Below are 17,483 nucleotides of genomic sequence, written 5' to 3'. Positions count from 1 at the left end.
AGTTTACATTTAACTAAAATTTTCAAAAAGGGGACAAAAAAATGAATGAAAGATTAACTGAAAGTTTTACCAGAGATTTGATTAGTCAAACTTATAATCAAGAAGAAGTTTATGTTAACAAACAAATTAGCAGTAATCAAACAATTAAAAAACTATTAGGCAACAAAAAACCTGATTTTATTATTGATTTTAAAGATAACTCTAAAAATATAATTGTTATTATTGAATGCAAAGCCGATGCTAAAAATCAAAAATAAGCTTTACAAGATGCAAAAAAATAAATATGCTTCTCTATTAAAAGCACGTTATAACGTGCTTTATTATAGTATATCGGGGCCAAATTTAAAAAGAAGTTGTATTGAAGGGCGTTTGTGGTTCAAAGAACATAAACAACCATTTCCGAATAGTATTACAAAATTATTAAAATATCAAGATATTTCCAAATGGTTATATAAATTAACCGATGATAAAAAAAAATCACATATCCAAAACAGGATTGAATATCAATAAAGTATTTAATGAAAGATTAGAAAAAATATCAATCCCAGCACACGAAAGACCAATTATAATTGGTTGTTTTTTAAGTTTGGACTGCCGATGATTTTTTGAACTTTTTTTAAATTTAATTTTTTTCAACTTTTCTTGTTTTTTTGTATATTTTTTGATATAATTGGTTATGATGTTAAAAATAATTTTTAATTTTTACTTACATATATATAGACACTAAAAAGTTGAAAAAGTTAACAAAATTATTTTTTTGAAAGATAATTTATGAAACATATCGAATTAGAACAAAATACTTTAGCTTGGCACAAACATCGCCAAAAATATATTAATGCTTCTGAAGTAGCTTCTATCATGGGGCTTAATCCCTTTGAAACACGAGCACAATTACTTAAAAGAAAGCTTTTTAATATCAAGCTCAAAGATAACCAATCAATGCAAAAAGGTCGCATTTTAGAGCCTCAAGCACGTACTTTTTTTAATCAAAACAATCAGTTTAATTTTAAACCTAAAGTTTTTGTCAAAGATTATATGTCTGCCTCTTTAGATGGATGGGATGCAAAAAGACAAAATTTATTAGAAATAAAATGTCCTGTTTCCTTAAATACTTTTACTTGGCGAGCTTTTTTTCAAGAAAACAAAATTCCTATTTTTTATTATGCCCAAATTCAAGCTCAAATATATTGTTCTGAAGCTTTAAAAGCTTATTTTTTAGTTTATCAAAGCAATAATTACAGCAAAGTAAAAGAAGTTCAAGAAGATGAAATTTTTATCAAAGATATGATTAAGCAATGTTATCTTTTTTTCCAATTATTCCAAAAAAGTAAACAAATACAAGAAACACTTAAATTCTAAATCTAGCTTTTTTTGTTTTTAAAGAAGAAAAATATTAAAATTTTTTTCTTTATTAAAGTTTATATTTAAATAAAAAGTTGACAAAGAAAATAAAAAAAGATATAATATAATTAGTCGTCTTGATTTGTTTGAGGTTGGTTAATTGGAAATTAAATTATTGTTTTTTTGAAAAGGAGGTAGGAGAATTAATGTCAAAAACTTTTTTACGAAAAGGGGAAACCATTGAAGAAACTTTGCGTAGATTTAAACGTGAAGTCGCTAAATCTGGTATTTTAGCGGAAGCACGTCGCAAAAAATATTATATTAAACCTAGCGTACAAAGAAAAAATCGTCAAAAAAGCATGCGTGGTAAAAAACGTTAGTGCTTGAATTAATAAAAAAGCTACTTGAAAAAAGTTGCTTTTTTTGCTTTTTTTCTCTTATTAGTTTTTATTTTTGAAAAATTATGACTTTCAAATCAAATGAGGAAATATAAGTCGATGAAAATTCAAATTCATAACCATACTTCTTTTGATATTAACGCTTATCAACAATTATTAACTAAATTATTTAGTAAAGTCAAAGAACAAAACAAGATGCATCTTGTTTTTGTCACTCAAAAAAAAATACAACAACTGAATGCTTTTTTTCGAAAAAAAGACTTTGTTACAGATGTTTTATCATTTCCCAATGATTTTTCTTTTAACCCGAATTTAAAAGATGATTCTTTAGGGGATGTTTTTATTTGTTTTGAACAAGCTCAAATTCAAGCTCAAAAATTATTGCATAGTTTAGAACGAGAAATTGCTTTTTTAGCAGTTCATGGATTTTTGCATCTTAAAGGTTATCAACATCGCAACGAAGAAGAATTAAAAAAAATGATTCATTTAAAAGAGCAAATTTTAAAAAAAATGAATTTAGAACGTAAAAACAACTAAAAATAGAAATTTGAGGTTTTATATGAGTTTTAAATCTGGATTTATTGCTATTTTAGGGCGTCCTAATGTTGGAAAATCAACTCTCTTAAATACTTTAATAAATCAAAAATTAGCTATTACTAGTGATAAAGCACAAACTACTCGTCATAAAATTATTGGTATTCGTCATGAATCAAATGCCCAATATATTTTCGTAGATACACCAGGGATTAACCAATATAAATATTTATTGAATCAAAAAATGAATCAAATCGCTTTTCAAAGTGTAAGTGATGTTGATGTTATTTTATTTGTGACAGATTATTTTTATCATCCCAAAGAAAAACCTTTATTAACTTTGATTTTTAAAAAAAAGAAACCTATTTTTTTAGTGATTAATAAAATAGATTCTTTAAAAAGTAAAATTCAAATTGATGCTATTATTTTGAGTTATTTAAATCATTTTCCTTTTCAAAACGTGATTCCAATTTCTGCCATTAAATCTCAAAACATCATACCATTAAAAGATAGTCTTTACCAAAATATGCATGAAGGTGTCCCTTATTATCCTAAAGATGTTATAACTGACCAAAAAAAAGAATTTTTGATGTCGGAAATCGTTAGAGAAAAAATTCTTTATTATGTCCACGAAGAAGTACCTCATGCAGCTACAGTTGTTATTGAAAAAATACAACATTTAGGTAAAGATTTATTAGAAATATGGGTTTTAATTTTGGTAGAAAGACGCTCTCAAAAACAAATTTTAATTGGTTCACAAGGGTCTAAATTAAAAGAAATAGGTTCTCACGCTCGCAAAGATTTAAATATCCATTTTAACATAAAAAGTCATCTTCACTTATGGGTCAAAGTTGTTTCTAATTGGCGCAATCAAAAAGAATTATTAAGTCGTTTTGGCTATTAAATTCTTTAAAAAAAATAACACAGCTTTAATTCAAAGATAAATTTTTTAATTAAATTACAAAAAAATCAAAAAAATTAAGATTTTTTTAAATGACGCGTTTATGTTATAAATGTTGCTTATCAAAATGAAGGTTTGTATTTATTATCTTCAATTACAAATTAACTGTACGAACAACTTTAGAAACATACAACTTTTAATATATCCCCCCCTTTCTAGGGATAGCTTATATTTTTATGTGTTTTACTTCCTTTTTCAAAAATTATTTAATTTGTTGGTTCTTTTTGTTGAGCTGGCAATCTTTATAAAGCGTTAGTATTTTCTTATTTATGACACTTTTCCGTTATAGAAGTTTTGTGTTTCTTTGTCCTATCGTCTTTAAACAACTGTATTTGGCACAATTAGTTAATTTATTATTATGAATTATTTCATTCATCCATTTATTTTGATCCGTTTTTTTAATTTCCTCTTGAGTAATTTTGATTGTGGTTTTACTATTTAAACTATTTTTTGTAATTTCATTATTTTTTTTAGTATTTTTGGATTTACTTTTAAAAGATATGATAGAAATATCGTACTTTTTATGGTTTTAACACTTTTCGATTTTTGTTTTGAAATTATTGAAATTAAGTGTTTTATTATTCCATTATTGACTAACTGGTTAATTTTTCCAACTTACTCTTTTGATACCTTGAACTCCGATGATGAAGTCAAATAGTATAGCGAATGCATTCCAATTTTGATTTTGGGTTTAGATTGGTTGTATTGATTAGGTTAGTTGTTTAATAATTTTTCTTGTATTTATATCTAGTAAGTTCGAAAGTTTAGACTCTATTACGCTTTGTCAATTGATTGTTTCATATTTACCAATTTACCAATTTTTTTTCTTCCAACTGAATATGTAAATAAATATTTATTATTTTCACTTTATAACGACTATTATCTATTTTATTGGTTGATCGATTATTTTTCACTATTTCAAGTTAAATTACACTCTAACGATTATTAAATAGTTTCTCTTTTTTTTTTGAAATTCATCAATTGAATGATGTTTAGAAAATATATTCTCTGAACGTATTTTGTTTGACTTTTAGGGGCCTGCAAGTTTCATATGTAATATTCCTTTATAGTTTTAGATCAATTTTTTAGTTATATTATTTAAATATAACAAAATATTATTGAAATTGATAATTAAATAGCTGATAATGATGATTCTTTGGGGTTAAACACTGTTTTATAAATATTTCCAATCTCCTTAGTTTCGTTAACTTACTCGATAAGTTATGTTATTACAATATCTAGTTTGTATCTTTTTTTGCGATCACTCTTTGACTTGTAATAACTTTTTGTCCAGTTAATTCGGATAATTTCGCGTTTATGTCTGCTATAAATTAATATTTTTTTGTTTAATAGATTAATTCTATTACCTTAGGTATTATATGGTATATTGACATCATCATTAATTGTATTGCGCATTTATATTCCACTTAAACAATTAAATTAAAAAAACAAAAAGGAGTTTTTTGATGGAATACTTCGAAAAAATTATTAATTTAGCTAAACAAACAGGGTTCGTTTTTTCTGGCAGTGAAATTTATGGTGGGCTTGCTAATAGCTGGGATTACGGTCCTTTAGGTAGTTTATTGAAAAACAATCTTAAAAAAGCTTGGTTGCAAAAGTTTGTTCAAGAACAAAGCAACAATGTTTTATTAGATAGTTCTATTTTGTTGAATTCTTCTGTTTGGTGCTCCTCTGGTCATTTGAATTCTTTTTCTGATCCTCTTACAGAAAACAAAGATAACAATAAAAGATTTCGGGCTGATAAATTAATTGAAGAACACCAACCAGGTTTAGATGTTGGTGATTGGACTTACGAACAAATGCATCAATATTTGGTGCAAAATAAAGTTTTAGGAAAAAGTAATTGGACTCCAATCAAGTCTTTTAACATGCTTTTTCAAACTCATCAAGGAGTTATTTTAGAAAATTCCAAACTTCTTTATTTAAGACCAGAAACAGCTCAAGGTATTTTTATTCAGTTTAAAAATATTTTAAAGGCGACTCGTAAAAAAATTCCTTTTGGTGTTTGTCAAATTGGTAAAGTTTTTCGTAATGAAATTACTCCAGGTAACTTTATTTTCCGTACTTGTGAATTTGAACAAATGGAACTAGAGTTCTTTTGTGAGCCAGGAACACAAAATGAATGGTTTGAATATTGGAAAAATTTTATGTATCAATTTTTAATCGATTTAGGAATGAAAAAAGACAATTTGGTTTTAAAAAATCACAAGAAAGAAGAATTAAGTCATTATTCCGAAAAAACAACTGATATTTTATTTAAATTTCCTTGGGGCCTAGATGAACTTTGGGGAATTGCTTCAAGAACTGATTTTGATTTAAAAAACCATCATAATCATTCTCAAAAAGACCTTACTTATTTTGATGAAACCAACCAAAAAAGATATTTTCCTTATGTTGTTGAACCCTCTTTAGGGGTAGAAAGGTTATTTTTAGCTTTTTTAATTAATAATTATCACGAAGATACTGTAGTGCAAAAAACACCTAGACAAGTTTTGACTTTTCATCCTTTTTTAGCACCTTATAAAATAGCTATTTTGCCTTTAATTAAAAAAGAACATGCTTATAAAGCTCAAGAAATACAAAATTATTTGATGAAATATTTTGATGTTTGTTATGATGATACCCAAAGTATTGGTAAAAGATATCGTAGACAAGATATGATAGGTACCCCCTTTTGTTTAACAGTTGATAATGAAACCATGAAACATAATACAGTTACTTTAAGAAATCGTGATACTTTGCAACAAGAAATTATGACTTTAGAAGAAGTTAAAAACTATGTTTTAGAACAAATAACTTTAAAGTGAAGACATGCAAAAACAATTAATTCAAGAAATTAACGAAAAAACTTCAATAGTTGATTTAGTCCAAGAGTTCGTTCAATTAAAAAAAGCTGGCAAAAATTATATGGGTTTATGTCCTTTTCATGACGAAAAAAGCCCTTCTTTTTCGGTTTCTCCCGAAAAGAACATTGCAGTTTGTATGTCTTGTAAAAAAGGGGGCAATCCTGTTTTTTTTTATCAAATCATTAAAAATGTTTCTTTTCGAGAATCAGTGATTCAATTAGGATCTCGTTTAGGTATAACTTCTTTAACATCTATCGAAAGCAATAATAAACATGCCCATTTATATAAAATTATGAAAGAAGCAACTGATTTTTATTGCGTCCAATTAAAACATAATAAAGAAGCATTACAATATTTAAATGCAAGAGGATTAGATGAAAAAATTATTACACATTTTAAATTAGGTTATGCTCCCAATGGTACTTATTTATCACGTTACTTAACTGAAGCAACAAATTTTAATTATCATGATTTAAAAATTTTAAGTTTGGTTAATCAAGATGAGCAGACAGGAAAATTTTATGATTTTTTTCAAAATAGATTAATTTTTCCGATTACTAATCAAAACGGAAAAATAATTGCTTTTTCAAGTCGTAGTTTAACCAATCAAACCCCTAAATATTTAAATAGCCCAGAAACGATTCTTTTTAAAAAAAGTGAAGTTTTATATCAATATTTTGAAAATCAAGCGGAAATCAGAAAAAAAGAAAAAATTATTTTGCATGAAGGCTTTTTTGATGTTATAGCATCTTTTAAAGCGGGAGTGAAAAATGTTGTTGCCACCATGGGAACAAATCTTACTGAAAAACATATTCAACTTTTATACAAATTGGCTAAAAAAATTATTATTGCTTATGATGGAGATTCATCAGGAAAAAAAGCATCCTTAGTAATTGGTTCAACTTTACAAAAAAAAGATTTTGAAGTTAAAATTCTTGATTTCCCTGATAATTTAGATCCTGATGAATATATTAAAACTAAAGGGGCACAAAAATACCATCAATTGTTAACTGATCATTTAATAGATTTTTTATCTTTGCGAATTGATTTAATTTGTCAAAAAGTTAGTTCGAATAATAGAAAAAAGATTGAAAATGAATTAAAAATGTTATTTCAAAATCAAGATTTGGCGACTAAAACAGTTTATCAAGCATATCTTGAACAAAAATATCAACTATTTATCAATTTAACCATTAACGAACCAAGCAAAAGCACTCCAATTTTGATTCCTGCAAAAAAAACAATTAACTATAAAAAATTTGATAAAGAAATTCATATTTTAATAGAATTTATCAATAATAGGCTCTTTTTTGAAAAAAATTATCAAACAAATGATGATGCATCAGTTTATTCATGCATTGCAGTCCTTTATTTTGTTGCCAAAATTAAAAATTATTATCAAAATAATCCACAAGCAAAATCAATTCCTTGGTCTATTTTGGAATCAGAAAGTAATAACGAAGAAACTAATTTATTGCTGGAAGAAATTAAAAAACATCATTTTTTTAAAGATAAAGTTTCTTTGGAACAAGTTAACTTTGAAAAATATATTCAAGAATTAAAAATTGCTAAAAACAAACAAGAATTACAAGAAGAAATTGATAGGATAAAATTAAGTTTAAAGACAATTACTGACTTCAAAGAAAAAGAAAAATATTTACATGAATTAAGTGATTTACAAAAAGAACTAAAAACAAAGTGATATTAAAAATCAACTAATTTGTTAACTTACCAATTTTTGAAAAAAATAAGAAAATAATTTAATAAAAAAAAGGGGTATTAAAAATGAATTTTAAGGACATCATTAAAACCTTAAATGATAAATCCAATACAAAAAAAGAAATCACTTCGCAAATAATTAATTCTTTTATCAAGGACCAAAACTCAAAAATTTCTTATCAACAAATTGAACAAGAGTTAAAAAAACAAGGGATTAAAATTATTTCTTCTTCTAGTAATAATTCTTTTTTAAAGATAACTCCAACAAATGAAAATCAAAGTATAATTAATTTAGACAATATTGAAAAAAACTCCTCATATATTGATAATATAAATAATGAAGAAAAAAACACAGAAGACCCTCTTTTAATAGATGAATTTCAGGAAAAAGAAGTAGAAACAAAAGAATTAAATTCTCTTAATTGTTTTATAGAAAATGATTCAAAATCAGAGACAGACTTAGATTTAGAACTTGACATAGAATCAGAATTCGTTCCAGAAGATGATAAATTTACTAAAGAAGATATTTCACAAATTAGTTCTGACATTAAAATGGATGATTCTGTTAGAATGTATTTAAAAGAAATAGGTCGTATTTCTTTGCTTTCAACAAAAGAAGAACAAAAAAAATCAATTGCAGTCTTTTGGGGTAAGAAAGCTAAACAAAAAATGGCTAAATTCCACAAGCAAGAAATTTATTTATCCGACAAAGAAATTGAAGAATTAGAATCTCAAATTTTTCAAGCTCATCAAGCCAAAGATGTTTTGGTAGAATCAAATTATCGTTTGGTAGTTTCTATTGCTAAACGTTATATTGGTAGAGGAATTTTGTTTTTAGATTTGATTCAAGAAGGTAACATGGGTTTAATGCGTGCAGTTGATAAATTTGATTATCAAAAAGGTTTTAAATTTTCAACTTATGCCACTTGGTGGATTAGACAAGCTATAACAAGAGCCATTGCTGATCAAGCAAGAACCATTAGAATTCCTGTTCACATTGTCGAAACTATTAACAAAATGGCTCTTTGTACGAGAAAATTAACCCAACAATTAAAGAAAAAACCAACAGTTGAAGAGTTAGCAAGCAAAATGGAAATTCCTGTGGAAAAAATAAGAAGTATTCAATACATCGAAAAAAAACCAATTTCCCTGGAAGCACCACCAAGAGAAAATAAAGAAGATGAAACTTCTTTGGGTGATTTTATCTCTGATCCTAACATTTTATCCCCTCATGAATACATGATGAAAGAAGTGACTAAAAAACTTTTAGATGAAGTTTTAGAAAATACTTTAACCGATCGTGAAGAAAAAGTTTTAAAAATGCGTTATGGCCTTATCAATGGAAAAACCCATACTTTAGAAGAAATTGGACAATTATTTGGCGTCACCAGGGAGCGAATTCGTCAAATTGAATCCAAAGCTTTAAGACGTTTAAGAACGCCAGCCAAACAAAGTAAATTAAAAAGTTTATATCAAAATTAAAAATAAAAAAATGAAACGCATCCCCTTTATTGCCACTTTAACTAAAAATTATAATACTGTTTTAGATATTGGTGCTGATCATGGTTGGGTTTTGAAAAAAGCTTTCCAAAAAGGTTATATCAAAAAGGCGATCGCTTCTGATTTAAGAGTTAAACCTTTATTGCAATGTCAAAAAAATCTTAAAAATTATCCTGTAACTTTTTGTTTAAGTGATGGTTTTCAAAATATCAATCAAGATTTTGATTTAGCTTTAATTTGTGGTATGGGCACGCATACTATTATCAAAATCATGGAACAAGCCCCCGATAAAAGCAAGCATTTTTTATTAGGAACTCAAAGTAAATATTATTTTTTAAAACAATGGTTAAGAGAAAATAATTTCATCATTTTAGAGGAAAATCATTTATTTGATAAATTTTTATATTCTTTTTTAAAAGTAACTGGGATAAATAAAATTTAATTAAAAAAACAAGATTATTAGTTAAAATTGAAAAAAATAATTAAAAAGACTATCATTTGATAGTCTTTTTTGATAATTATTATGATTGTTAGTGAAAATGATAAAATTATTAAAAATGATCTTTTCATATGATTTTACTGTTTTTAGTAAAGATATTTAGATAATGATGATCTCTTTTATGTTATAATATCTTAAGATTAGAATTATAAAATACTGATATTTTTATATTCTTTTATCTAAAATTCAATTAAAACCAACAAAGGAGTAGGTATTTCTTTTGAAAAATTATAATGCAGATAGTATTCACATTTTAGAAGGTTTAGAGGCGGTTCGCAAAAGACCAGGAATGTATATTGGCTCTACCGCTGCCAAAGGATTACATCATTTAGTTTGGGAAATTATTGATAATTCAATTGATGAAGCTTTAGCTGGTTTTGCTAATGAAATCACTTTAGAAGTTTTGCCAGGAGAAGTTATTAGTGTTACCGATAATGGTAGAGGCATTCCTGTAGGAATTCACCCTAAAACCGGAAAACCAGCGGTTGAAACTATTTTAACCACTTTACATGCAGGGGGAAAATTCGATAACTCTTCTTATAAAGTTTCTGGTGGTTTACATGGGGTAGGTGCTTCAGTTGTAAACGCTTTATCTAGTTGGTTTAGTGTTGAAATTCATTTGGATAAAAAAATCTATTATCAAAAATATGAAAAAGGGATTACCGTCACCCCTTTAGAAATTATTGGCAAAACCAACCGTCAAGGAACGATTATTAAATTTTTAGCTGATTCTTCAATTTTTCAAGAAACTACTGTTTATGATTTAAAAACTTTAAAAGCTCGAATGCAACAATTATCTTTTTTAAATAAAGGTCTTAAATTAAATTTAATCGATCAAAGACAAGAACAACCTATCAGCTTTAGTTTTTATCATGAAAAAGGGTTACAAGATTATCTTAATTTTGTTAATCACTCTCATCTTCAAAAACCTTTTCATGAAGTTTTTTATTTAGAAAAAGAACTTCCTAATTTGGTTTTAGAAATTGTTTTTGAATATACTATTAATCACAATGAAAAAAACAACCAAGAAGATGAACAAATAATTAAAAATTATACTCAAGCTCAAAAAATTTATTCTTTCGTCAATAACATTCACACCCACGAAGGTGGCACACACGAAGAAGGATTCAAATTAGCTTTAAGCCGTAATTTATCTAAATATGCTAAGGAATTTAATCTTTTAAAAAAAGATGAAAGTTTGTTAAGTGAAGATATTTTAGAAGGAATTACAGCTATTATTTCTTTGAAACATCAAGATCCTCAATTTGAAGGACAAACTAAAGCTAAATTAGGTAATGTTGAAGTAAGACAAATTATTTCGCAAGTTTTTGGCGAGTTTTTAGAAAAATTTTTATTAGAAAATCCTTTTGATGCTAGAAAAATTATTGATAAATGCTTACTTTCTGCCAACGCTAGATTAGCAGCTAAAAGAGCGCGTGAAATTGTAAGAAATAAACCACTTGATTCTTTGGGTTTTGCTTCTAAATTGGCTGATTGTCGCAGTAAAGATCCTTATGTTTCTGAATTGTATATTGTTGAAGGAGATTCTGCTGGTGGTTCTGCTAAACAAGGTAGAGATTCACACTTTCAAGCTATTTTACCTTTGAGAGGAAAAGTCTTGAATGTTGAAAAAACTAAATCTTCCAAAATTTTAGCCAACAAAGAAATTAAATCCTTAATTCAAGCAATTGGCATAGGTATTAATATTAACAAAGAAAAAGGAATAAACCTTGATAAACTTCGTTATCATAAAATTATTATTATGACTGATGCTGATGTTGATGGCGCTCACATTCGAACCTTACTTTTAACTTTCTTTTTCAGAAATTTTAAGGTTTTAATTGAAAAAGGTTATATTTATTTTGCAAGACCTCCTCTATATAAATATCAAAAAGGAAAAAACATTACTTATTTTTATGAAGAAAAAGATAAACTTGTTTTTGCCATGAAAAAAAATATTAAAGATGGTTTTCAAAGATATAAAGGGTTAGGTGAAATGAACCCTAATCAACTTTGGGAAACTACGATGAATCCTAAAACAAGAACTCTTTTGCAAGCTTCTTTAAGTGTTTTACATCAAGAAAAAACTATCCAAAGAGATGACTCAACTTTTAATATCTTAATGGGTAAAAAAGTTTTTCCAAGAAAAGCATTCATTTTAGATAATGCTTTAGAAGCAGTCTTAGATGTTTAAAAATTAAATGCAGTTTGATTAACCCCCCCCTTTCTTATAAACTGCACTAAAAAAAGCGAAATTCAAAAAAAATAAAAAAATAATAAAAAGTTTTTGTGCATATTTACATTTAACTTTTTTAATTTTTAACCCTGAACCCTTCGATTATATAATCAACAAAAAAAGTAAAGAGGCAAAAAAACATGAGTGATCAAAATTCCAAATTAGAAAAAGATATTTTGAACCAAGGAAAGATCAAAGAAGTTAATCTGAGTGTAGAAATGCGAAAATCTTTTTTAAGCTATGCAATGAGTGTAATTGTTTCTCGAGCCTTACCAGATATTAAAGATGGTTTAAAGCCGGTTCAAAGACGTATTTTATATGGAATGAAAGAATTAGGTGTTTATAGTTATACTAGTTATAAAAAAGCAGCTCGTGTTGTTGGGGATGTGATAGGTAAATATCATCCTCATGGTGATTCTAGTATTTATGAAGCTATGGTAAGAATGGCTCAAGATTTTAGCTATCGTTATCCTTTAGTTGATGGTCATGGTAATTTTGGTTCCGTTGATGGCGATAAAGCAGCTGCTATGCGTTATACTGAAGTTAAAATGGCTAAAATTGCAATGGAATTAATTAAAAACATTGATAAAGAAACTATTGATTTTGTTGATAATTATGACGGTAGCGAAAAAGAGCCTTTAGTTTTGCCAACAGCGATTCCTAATTTGTTAATTAACGGTGCTACTGGGATTGCTGTTGGGATGGCAACTAAAATTCCCACTCACAATTTAGGTGAAGTAGTTGACGGTTTAATCAGTTATATCCATAATAAAGATATTTCTCTAAATGAATTAATGCAACACATCAAAGGACCTGATTTTCCCACTGGCGGAGAACTTTTGGGCTTAAAAAATCTTGAAAGTGCTTACAAAACTGGAAAAGGAGCAGTTATTCTCAAAGCTAAAGCTCATATTTTAGAAGAAAAAGGCAACAAACCTTTGATTATTGTGACAGAAATCCCTTATCAAGTTAAAAAAAGTGTTTTAATTGAAAAAATAGCTCTTTTAGTTAAAAATAAAATTGTTGAAGGAATTACCGATTTAAGAGACGAATCCAACCGTCAAGGGATGAAAATAGTTATTGAATTAAAAAGAGATGCCAATGCTAAAATTATTTTAAATCAACTATATAAACATTCACAATTAAGAGTATCTTTCGGGATTAACATGGTTGCTTTAGTTAATAGAAAGCCCCAATTAGTTTCTTTAAAACAAATTTTAGAAGCTTTTTTTCAATTTAGAATTCAAGTTATTAACAAACAAAAGACTTTTGAACTAAAAAAAGCTAGTGCAAGAAAACATTTAGTTATCGCTCTTTTAACTATTTTAAAAGATATCCAAAATGTTATTCAATTAATTAAAAATTCTTCGGATGCCAAAGAAGCCCAGCAAAAATTAATGGCTCAATATCAATTTGATGAAATTCAAAGTAAAGCTATTTTAGAAATGAGTTTACAAAGATTATCTAACCAAGAAACACAAAAATTAATTTCTGAAGAAACTAATTTAACACAAGAAATTGCTGAATGTCGAAGTATTATTGATTCTCAGGAAAAAAAAGAAAAAATGTTAGAAAAAGAACTTTTAGAAATTAAAAATAAATATCAAGATCAAAGAAAAACAGTTCTTAATTTGGATGCCCCTTTAGATTATAAAGATGAAGATTTAATTGAAGAAAAAACAATTGTCATTACAATAACCAATAAAGGTTACATTAAAAGTATGGATACTGACCTTTACAAACAACAAAAAAGAGGCGGTCAAGGTGTTGCTGGAATGAAAATATATGAAGAAGATGTCCTCGAACATTTAGCGATCACTTCCACTCACCATTATCTTTTGTTTTTCACTAACAAAGGCAAAGTTTATCAATTAAAAGGATATCAAATTAATTTAAGTGAAAGAATTTCTAAAGGAACTCCTTTGGTTAATTTACTCTCTTTAGAAAAAGGAGAATCTTTAACTTCTTTTACTAGTGTTAAAAATTTTGATCAATCAGACGAATATTTATTTTTCTCCACTAAAAAAGGGATAGTTAAAAAAACCCCTTTAAAAGAATATCGTAATATTAAAACAAGAGGCTTAATTGCCATCCGTTTAAAAGAAGGTGATGAAGTTCTTACAGTTGCCAAAACTAATGGTCGTCAAAGCATTATTTTAGCATCTAACAACGGTAATGCTATTTGTTTCAACGAAACTCAAACCAGAAAAACTAGTCGTAACAGTATGGGCGTTATTGGGATGCGTTTAAACGAAGAGGAGTTTTTAATTGGAACTGCTTTATTCGATGAAAATTCCAAAGAACAAAGTATTTTGGTAATGACTGAAAACGGCTTTGGAAAAATTACAAGCGTTAATCAATATCGGATTCAATCACGTAGCGGCAAAGGTTCTAAAACTATCAAAATCAATGAAGAAAAAGGAAGACTGATTGCCTTAAAAACAGTTACCCCTTTAGAAGATTTAATTGTTTCTTCTGATAAAGGACAAGTTGTAAGGGTGTCAATTGCTCAAATCAAAGAAACTAAAAATAAAGTCACCCAAGGAACAAAAATTATTAAATTAAAAACCTCTCATAAAGCTGTTTTAGTCGCAGTTGTTCCAAATGATGATTCTTTAAAAATCAATGATTAAAAAATAAAAAAAGGTACAACTTTTCCATGTCTTCGAAAAAAATAATCTCTTTGACTAAAATTACTAATTCTTTTTCTCAAACTAAAAAATTAGGTTTTTGGTTAGGAAAACATTTATCCTATCAAACTGACAAAACTATTATTTTATTACAAGGTTCTCTAGGAACAGGAAAAACAGCTTTTACTAAAGGTTTTATCAAGTCTTTTGGAATTAAACAACTAGTTGCAAGTCCTACTTTTGTTATGTTAAAAACTTATTTTGGAACCAAACAAAAAATTTATCATCTAGATTTGTATCGCGCTTCTTTGTCGATAGATTTTTGCGAAGATTTATTAGAAGATTTTAACAATCAAGATTTTTTAATTGTTGAATTTCCAGAAGATTGTAGTAACTACTTCCCTCATTTTAATTTTTTAGTCAAAATTGATTTTTTAAACGAAAAGCAAAGAAAAATTACGATCGAACAAGCAAAAATATCGTAAGAAAGAATTTTTAACTAATGACCCAAAAAAATATTTTAATTTTAGATACTTCTACCAAAAGTCAAATAGTAATTTTTTCAAGAAACCATCAAATTAAAACTTTGCAACAAAAACTCTTTTGTAAGGATTACGTTGCCACCATTATTCCTTTAATTGACAAAGTTTTGCAAGCTAATAAAGTTACTTTAAAAGAAATTGACACTTTAATTGTTGGTGTGGGACCTGGTTCTTATACAGGTTCAAGAGTAGCTGTGCTAACAGCTAAAATGCTTTCTTTAAGCTTACAAGTTCCTTTATATCGAATCAGTAGTTTACTCCTTTTATCTAGTGGTTATGATTTTTCATCCCTAACCCCTTTAATTGATGCTAGAAATAACTCTTCTTTTGCTCTAAGCCTTAAAAATAACCAAATTTGTTTAAAAGAAGATCGTTATGAGTTACCTTTTTTGCAAACTTTTCCGAATCATTTATTAATTACTCCTGAAACAATTAAAATTTCTCTTCCTTGTGTTTATCAGTTGATGACAAAAGTATCTAATCCTCATTTATTAGTTCCTAATTACCTTCTTCAAACCCAAGCACAACGTAATTTAAAAAAAGATAATAGTTAAAAGTTTTTTTCTTTTAGGTTCGCTTTACCAAGAAAAAGTGCACTGACAACAATTTTTAAAACTTTTTACAATTTTAATCAAGTAATAGACTTACGAAATTGTAAGTCTTTTTTTGTCGATTTTCTTAGTTTGAAAAAAAGAAGAAGCAAATGAAAACAAGTTTTAAAGAATTTATAATATGCCCATATTTAAAAAAAATATATTTTACTCTAAAAAAACTTTTTCAATCGAAAAATTAGCAAAATTTAAATCCAATTTTCAAGAAAATCAAAATGATTTTGATTTTTTTTATTTGACGAATTAAATAAATCAATCACAAAAGACCATTTATTTAATCCAGAAATCAATTTTAAAAATGAAATTGAATTAGAAAAATTTATATTTCATTTTAGACCGAGAACTAATAACGTACGAAAAAGAAATATTTCGATTTGCATTTAATTTACCAAAAAAATAAATTTAAATATTTCAATTAATGAATTAGTTTCAAATATTAAAATATCAAAAAAATTACTTTATCATCTAATTTGATAAGAAGTATTAAACCCCTAGAATCATCAAAAAAATAATAACAGCAATAAAAAAGAGAATTTTAGTTAATTTAATTATATCTTTTACAATAAGAACTAGGAGAAAAAGTCATTAAAATCGAAAGAAACAAAAGAAGAACTGAAACAAAAAAACAATATGCCAAATTTTATCAACTTATATTACTGATAAATAATCATTAAATTTGACCTAATAACTTTTTTTTGTATATTTAAAATATAAAATTGTATAATAGTGATACATTCATATTTTAAATATTTGATAATAATCATTATTATCGGAGAGGAAATGAAATTTATGAATGATAATATTTTTGTAAAAAACTTTTTAACTATTTTAGTTGTAGTTGTGGGAGTTACAACTTCACGCATAATTATTAATCACAAAACACCAAAAGACAATCATAATAAATCAACCACAAATATTTTGATTAACGTAGAACCTTCAACAAAAAATAAAATCACAAAAAAACAAAAACTAATAAAAAATTTAAAAAAAGATTTTCTGATTTTAATAAAAGAGTTTGAAATTAAAAATATTAATATTAATAAATATTATAATCTTCCCCCCGGTGATTTAAATAATTTAGAATACTGATTTTAAATTGGGGCTTAAAACATTTAATGGACTAAAATGAATTACCTAAAATATTTTGCGGTCAAGATATAACTAAATATTGCATAGAAAACATCGTTAAAAACAATTATTACGAAAATGAATTTAATGAAATTTAATAAAAGATAACCAAATTTAAGTATAAAATAAAACAAATAATTCTAAAAATAAAAATAACACAATTTCATTTTAACAAAATAAAAACTTATATTCTTTCAGAAATTGACGACAAAACTTTATTACCAGAAGAACTTTCATATCAAAAAACATGTGATGATTATAATCGCCAAATCACTCAACAAATTAAAAATAAATCCCCTTCGTTAAAATTGCAACAAACCAAATTAGAACAAGATAAAAATGCAATTGTAAAAGAAATCTATCAAATACAATTACAACTACAAACCCGAGGACAACCAATCTATAATAAAATCCTAAAATCTCTAAATTACAAGACGAAAAATCGGAAATAGCCAGTCCAATTAGACAAGTTAAAATTGACACATTGGTAAATCAAAAAATAAAAAAAATATTTCAC

General features: G+C 26.5%; 15 protein-coding genes. All 15 read left to right on the top strand.

The features are described 5' to 3' along the window. Nucleotides 1-41 precede the first annotated feature (41 nt). The 15 genes from PSOL_RS02590 (at nt 42) to PSOL_RS02520 (ending at nt 16,927) form a co-directional block, all read left to right on the top strand. Nucleotides 42-257 carry a hypothetical protein gene (locus PSOL_RS02590; RefSeq protein ID WP_349401813.1) on the top strand — a complete coding sequence of 72 codons (216 nt, stop codon included), beginning with the start codon at nt 42-44 and terminating at the stop codon, nt 255-257. Between the two features lie 10 nt (nt 258-267). Next, on the top strand, nt 268-510 hold the full coding sequence (locus PSOL_RS02585) for a hypothetical protein (RefSeq protein WP_349401812.1): 243 nt from the start codon (nt 268-270) through the stop codon (nt 508-510). Between the two features lie 261 nt (nt 511-771). After that, nucleotides 772-1,359, top strand: a complete 588-nt coding sequence (locus tag PSOL_RS02580) for a lambda-exonuclease family protein (protein WP_349401811.1) — start codon at nt 772-774, stop codon at nt 1,357-1,359. 188 nt (nt 1,360-1,547) lie between these two features. Next, nucleotides 1,548-1,721, top strand: a complete 174-nt coding sequence (rpsU, locus tag PSOL_RS02575) for a 30S ribosomal protein S21 (RefSeq protein WP_349401810.1) — start codon at nt 1,548-1,550, stop codon at nt 1,719-1,721. Nucleotides 1,722-1,838: 117 nt separating this feature from the next. Further along, on the top strand, nt 1,839-2,276 hold the full coding sequence (gene ybeY / locus PSOL_RS02570; RefSeq protein WP_349401809.1) for an rRNA maturation RNase YbeY: 438 nt from the start codon (nt 1,839-1,841) through the stop codon (nt 2,274-2,276). Between the two features lie 22 nt (nt 2,277-2,298). Beyond that, on the top strand, nt 2,299-3,177 hold the full coding sequence (gene era, locus PSOL_RS02565; RefSeq protein ID WP_349401808.1) for a GTPase Era: 879 nt from the start codon (nt 2,299-2,301) through the stop codon (nt 3,175-3,177). A gap of 1,523 nt (nt 3,178-4,700) precedes the next feature. Beyond that, a complete protein-coding gene (locus tag PSOL_RS02560; protein ID WP_349401807.1) occupies nt 4,701-6,062 on the top strand; it encodes a glycine--tRNA ligase in 1,362 nt (453 codons plus the stop codon). A gap of 4 nt (nt 6,063-6,066) precedes the next feature. Next, the gene (gene dnaG / locus PSOL_RS02555) at nt 6,067-7,803 is read left to right on the top strand and encodes a DNA primase (RefSeq protein WP_349401806.1); all 1,737 of its coding nucleotides are present in this window, start codon (nt 6,067-6,069) and stop codon (nt 7,801-7,803) included. 83 nt (nt 7,804-7,886) lie between these two features. Further along, a complete protein-coding gene (rpoD, locus tag PSOL_RS02550; RefSeq protein ID WP_349401805.1) occupies nt 7,887-9,302 on the top strand; it encodes an RNA polymerase sigma factor RpoD in 1,416 nt (471 codons plus the stop codon). A gap of 10 nt (nt 9,303-9,312) precedes the next feature. Then, a complete protein-coding gene (locus PSOL_RS02545; protein ID WP_349401804.1) occupies nt 9,313-9,762 on the top strand; it encodes a class I SAM-dependent methyltransferase in 450 nt (149 codons plus the stop codon). Nucleotides 9,763-10,039: 277 nt separating this feature from the next. Beyond that, nucleotides 10,040-12,013 (top strand): DNA topoisomerase subunit B, encoded by a 1,974-nt coding sequence (locus PSOL_RS02540; protein ID WP_349401803.1) that lies wholly within the window; start codon nt 10,040-10,042, stop codon nt 12,011-12,013. 182 nt (nt 12,014-12,195) lie between these two features. Then, nucleotides 12,196-14,688: a DNA gyrase subunit A gene (gene gyrA, locus PSOL_RS02535; RefSeq protein ID WP_349401802.1), complete on the top strand. Its 2,493-nt coding sequence runs from the start codon at nt 12,196-12,198 to the stop codon at nt 14,686-14,688. A 26-nt stretch (nt 14,689-14,714) separates the two neighbouring features. Continuing rightward, nucleotides 14,715-15,170 (top strand): tRNA (adenosine(37)-N6)-threonylcarbamoyltransferase complex ATPase subunit type 1 TsaE, encoded by a 456-nt coding sequence (gene tsaE / locus PSOL_RS02530; RefSeq protein ID WP_349401801.1) that lies wholly within the window; start codon nt 14,715-14,717, stop codon nt 15,168-15,170. A gap of 17 nt (nt 15,171-15,187) precedes the next feature. Next, a complete protein-coding gene (gene tsaB, locus PSOL_RS02525; RefSeq protein ID WP_349401800.1) occupies nt 15,188-15,781 on the top strand; it encodes a tRNA (adenosine(37)-N6)-threonylcarbamoyltransferase complex dimerization subunit type 1 TsaB in 594 nt (197 codons plus the stop codon). 846 nt (nt 15,782-16,627) lie between these two features. Beyond that, entirely contained in the window at nt 16,628-16,927 is a 300-nt protein-coding gene (locus PSOL_RS02520) for a hypothetical protein (RefSeq protein ID WP_349401799.1), read from the top strand. Nucleotides 16,928-17,483: the final 556 nt, after the last annotated feature.

It is taken from the genome of Candidatus Phytoplasma solani, assembly GCF_040126175.1.
Classification (GTDB): domain Bacteria; phylum Bacillota_I; class Bacilli_A; order Acholeplasmatales; family Acholeplasmataceae; genus Phytoplasma; species Phytoplasma solani_A.
The sequence above is the reverse complement of the archived record's forward strand: the minus strand, read 5'-3'. Positions and strand labels throughout refer to the sequence as shown.

Excerpts from the sequence above, each read along its gene's own strand:
- gyrA (WP_349401802.1), top strand. The coding sequence starts at position 12,196 with ATGAGTGATCAAAATTCCAAATTAGAAAAAGATATTTTGAACCAAGGA.
- tsaB (WP_349401800.1), top strand. The coding sequence starts at position 15,188 with ATGACCCAAAAAAATATTTTAATTTTAGATACTTCTACCAAAAGTCAA.
- PSOL_RS02520 (WP_349401799.1), top strand. The coding sequence starts at position 16,628 with ATGAATGATAATATTTTTGTAAAAAACTTTTTAACTATTTTAGTTGTA.
- rpoD (WP_349401805.1), top strand. The coding sequence starts at position 7,887 with ATGAATTTTAAGGACATCATTAAAACCTTAAATGATAAATCCAATACA.
- rpsU (WP_349401810.1), top strand. The coding sequence starts at position 1,548 with ATGTCAAAAACTTTTTTACGAAAAGGGGAAACCATTGAAGAAACTTTG.
- ybeY (WP_349401809.1), top strand. The coding sequence starts at position 1,839 with ATGAAAATTCAAATTCATAACCATACTTCTTTTGATATTAACGCTTAT.
- PSOL_RS02590 (WP_349401813.1), top strand. The coding sequence starts at position 42 with ATGAATGAAAGATTAACTGAAAGTTTTACCAGAGATTTGATTAGTCAA.
- PSOL_RS02545 (WP_349401804.1), top strand. The coding sequence starts at position 9,313 with ATGAAACGCATCCCCTTTATTGCCACTTTAACTAAAAATTATAATACT.
- tsaE (WP_349401801.1), top strand. The coding sequence starts at position 14,715 with ATGTCTTCGAAAAAAATAATCTCTTTGACTAAAATTACTAATTCTTTT.
- PSOL_RS02560 (WP_349401807.1), top strand. The coding sequence starts at position 4,701 with ATGGAATACTTCGAAAAAATTATTAATTTAGCTAAACAAACAGGGTTC.
- dnaG (WP_349401806.1), top strand. The coding sequence starts at position 6,067 with ATGCAAAAACAATTAATTCAAGAAATTAACGAAAAAACTTCAATAGTT.
- PSOL_RS02580 (WP_349401811.1), top strand. The coding sequence starts at position 772 with ATGAAACATATCGAATTAGAACAAAATACTTTAGCTTGGCACAAACAT.
- era (WP_349401808.1), top strand. The coding sequence starts at position 2,299 with ATGAGTTTTAAATCTGGATTTATTGCTATTTTAGGGCGTCCTAATGTT.
- PSOL_RS02585 (WP_349401812.1), top strand. The coding sequence starts at position 268 with ATGCAAAAAAATAAATATGCTTCTCTATTAAAAGCACGTTATAACGTG.